This window comes from Pacificimonas flava, from assembly GCF_000342165.1.
Classification (GTDB): Bacteria; Pseudomonadota; Alphaproteobacteria; order Sphingomonadales; family Sphingomonadaceae; genus Pacificimonas; species Pacificimonas flava.
Genome location: NZ_AMRV01000030.1, coordinates 1 through 3,179 on the forward strand (window position 1 = coordinate 1; position 3,179 = coordinate 3,179).

4 protein-coding genes are annotated in these 3,179 nt (G+C 64.9%); all 4 read left to right on the forward strand.

What is annotated here, in order from left to right:
• The first annotated feature begins 85 nt into the window (after positions 1-85).
• The 4 genes from tnpA to C725_RS14995 all read left to right on the forward strand — a co-directional run bounded on the left by tnpA (position 86) and on the right by C725_RS14995 (position 3,138).
• The gene (tnpA, locus tag C725_RS14980) at positions 86-451 is read left to right on the forward strand and encodes an IS66-like element accessory protein TnpA (protein ID WP_008604013.1); all 366 of its coding nucleotides are present in this window, start codon (positions 86-88) and stop codon (positions 449-451) included.
• Positions 448-789 carry an IS66 family insertion sequence element accessory protein TnpB gene (gene tnpB, locus C725_RS14985; RefSeq protein WP_008604014.1) on the forward strand — a complete coding sequence of 114 codons (342 nt, stop codon included), beginning with the start codon at positions 448-450 and terminating at the stop codon, positions 787-789. Before tnpA ends, tnpB begins: the two co-directional genes overlap by 4 nt.
• 73 nt (positions 790-862) lie before the next feature.
• Positions 863-2,512: an IS66 family transposase gene (tnpC, locus tag C725_RS14990; protein ID WP_008604015.1), complete on the forward strand. Its 1,650-nt coding sequence runs from the start codon at positions 863-865 to the stop codon at positions 2,510-2,512.
• Entirely contained in the window at positions 2,509-3,138 is a 630-nt protein-coding gene (locus C725_RS14995; RefSeq protein WP_239806102.1) for a plasmid pRiA4b ORF-3 family protein, read from the forward strand. The genes tnpC and C725_RS14995 overlap by 4 nt, the downstream gene beginning before the upstream one ends.
• The last annotated feature ends 41 nt before the right edge of the window (positions 3,139-3,179 follow it).

Sequence of the window (3,179 nt, forward strand, 5' to 3'; positions counted from 1 at the left end):
GTACCCATCCGGTGAGCCCCGCCTTGTCCGGCGGGTGAACGACCGGTCTTAAGAGCGCTCGTATGAGCGAGCTTAGGAGCGGAGCATGGGTCAGATCACGGTGATGGCGGGGCCGGAGCGTCGGCGGCGTTGGAGCGAGGAGGAGCGGCTTGATATCCTCGCCGAGGCCTTTGCGCCGGGTGCCTGCGTTGCTGACGTATCCCGGCGGCGCGACGTTTCGACCAGCCTGATCTACACTTGGCGGCGCAAGTTGCAGGAACAGGCGGAAGCAGCGTCGTTGCCGGTACCAAAGGTAACATTTGCGCAGGCCGTGCTCGCCGATGATGAGCAGCCTGCCGATCATGATCCGTGCGCCGCGATCACGGTCGAACTGGGCGAAGGTTGCTGCGTGCGTATTTCGTCGTCTGCATCGGCTACGCTGGTTTCGGCGACATTGAAGGCGCTGCGATGATCCCATCGGGCGCGAGAGTCTGGATCGCGATGGGCCACACGGACATGCGCAAGGGCATGCAGGGGCTGGCCTTGCAGGTGCAACAGGGCCTGAAGCGCGATCCGCATGGCGGCGACCTGTTCGTGTTCCGCGGGCGGACGGGATCGCTGGTCAAGATCATCTGGCACGACGGCATCGGCATGTCGCTCTATGCCAAACGGCTCGAGAAGGGGCGCTTCGTCTGGCCCTCGGCTCGGGAAGGCATGGTCTCGCTGACCAATGCGCAATTGTCCTGCCTGCTGGAGGGGATCGACTGGCGTAATCCCCAGTATTCGTGGCGTCCGCAGAGCGCCGGATAGGTGCGGCATTTTCTTCGTTGGCTAGCGCATTTTTGGCTTTGACCGGAGGCCGATCTGTGATTCCATGCCCCTCATGGACAAGGCCGTATCGCCCCTTCCGGACGACGTCGAAGCGCTCAAGGCGCTACTGGCCGCCGCGGTCTTGCGCGCCGATGATGCCGAGGCCCGCCTTGCCAAGGCCAAGGCCCGCGAGAGTGCGATCGAGGCGCTGATCGCCCACCTCAAACTGCAGATCGCCAGGCTGCGCCGCGAGCAATATGGCGCCAGCGCCGAACGCAGCCGCCATCTGCTCGATCAGCTGGAATTGCAGCTTGAAGATCTCGAGGCCGATGCCTGCGAGAATGATTGCGCTGCCGAAGCCGCTGCGGCGAAGACGAGCGAGGTCGCCGCCTTCGACCGCAAGCGCCCGAGCCGCAAGCCGTTCCCCGAACATCTGCCGCGCGAACGCGTCGTCATCCCCGCGCCCTGTTTGTGCCCGTCCTGCGGCGGCGCGCGCCTGTCGAAGCTGGGCGAGGATATCACCGAGACTCTGGAAGTGATCCCGCGCCAGTGGAAGGTGATCCAGACGGTGCGCGAGAAGTTCTCCTGCCGGGACTGCGAGATGATTATGCAGCCCCCGGCGCCGTTCCATGTCGTGCCACGCGGATGGGCGGGCCCCAGCTTTCTCGCCATGCTCTTGTTCGAGAAGTACGGCCAGCACCAGCCCCTCAACCGGCAGGCCGAGCGCTTTGCCCGCGAAGGCGTTGCGCTCAGCACCTCGACATTGGCCGACCAGGTCGGTGCCGCCGCCTTCGCACTCATGCCGCTCTACCGGCGGATCGAGACCCATGTGCTGGATGCAACCCGGATCCACGGCGACGATACCACCGTGCCGGTCATGGCGAAGGGCAAGACCGATACGGCGCGCCTGTGGGTCTATGTGCGCGATGACCGACCCTTCGCCGGCTGCGATCCGCCAGCGGCCCTGTTCCACTATTCGCGCGACCGGCGCGGCGAGCATCCTCGGGCGCATCTGGCGTCCTGGGCAGGGATTCTGCAGGCCGATGCCTATGGCGGCTACAACGAGCTTTACGCGCCCGGTCGTCAGCCAGCACCCGTGATCGAGGCGGGCTGCTTCGCGCATGCACGCCGCAAATTCTTCGAGCTGGCCGATGTCGAGGGAGCCGCGCGCAGGAGAAGCCGCGGCGAGCACACCGGCATGATCTACCCGATTGCGCTGGAGGCCGTGCAGCGCCTCGATGCCCTGTTCGAGATCGAGCGCGGCATCAATGGCAAGACGGCAGCCGAGCGCGTTGCACTCCGGCAGGAACGCAGCGCGCCGCTGATGGCGGATTTGCACGCCTGGCTCACCGCGCAGCTCGCGAAGCTGTCGCGCAGCCATGATCTGGCGAAGGCGATAGGCTACATGCTCCGGCGCTGGGATGCCTTCACCCGCTTCCTCGATGATGGCCGGATCTGCATCACCAACAATGCCGCCGAGCGGGCACTGCGCTGTGTACCGCTGGGCCGCAAGGCATGGCTGTTCTGCGGTTCGGATCGCGGCGGCCAGCGCGCGGCTGTGCTCTACACGCTGATCCAGACGGCCCGGCTTAACGACGTGGATCCGCAGGCGTGGCTGGCCGATGTCCTCGCGCGCATCGCCGGACATCCCGCGCACCGGATCGATGAACTGCTGCCCTGGAACTGGCGTGCGAACGCAGGAGTGCTATCGCAGGCGGCATGACCGCTCGATCCATGCAGAGGCCCACGGCCATCGACAGCTTCACGCAAATCGCAACGCTGCGCATCGACCTCAAGGACAGCGATCCGCCGATCTGGCGGCAGGTCGAAGTGCCGACCTCGATCACCCTCAAGGTCCTGCATGACATCGTCCAGGCCGCGATGGGCTGGTTCGACTATCATCTCTGGGAGATGGTGATCGACGGCCAGGCATACGGCATCCCGATGGATGACGGCTGGGGCACTCCGCTGCCCAAAAATGCCTCGAGGGTTCGTCTGCGTGATATCCTGGCCCCGGGCACCATCAGGATCGCCTATTCCTACGACTTTGGTGACAATTGGCAGCACACGCTGACCCTGAGTGATGTTCGCCAAGGCGACCCGGCCATAGCCTACCCGCGCTTCATCGCCGGCGAGCGTAATTGCCCGCCCGAAGATTGCGGAGGGATTAGCGGCTTCTACGAAATGCTCGATGCGAGGTCCGATCCCGCGCACGAGGAACATGCTGACATCTGCCGCTGGCTCGAAGACTACGACCCAGAGGAACTGGATATCTTCCCCATCCAGGTCGCGCTCGGCCGTATCGCCGCCAAACGCAACGCCGCCGCAAAGCGCATCATCACAAAATAGGGCGTGTAGCTATCGCGCCGCGGTCCTCACCGGATGGATAC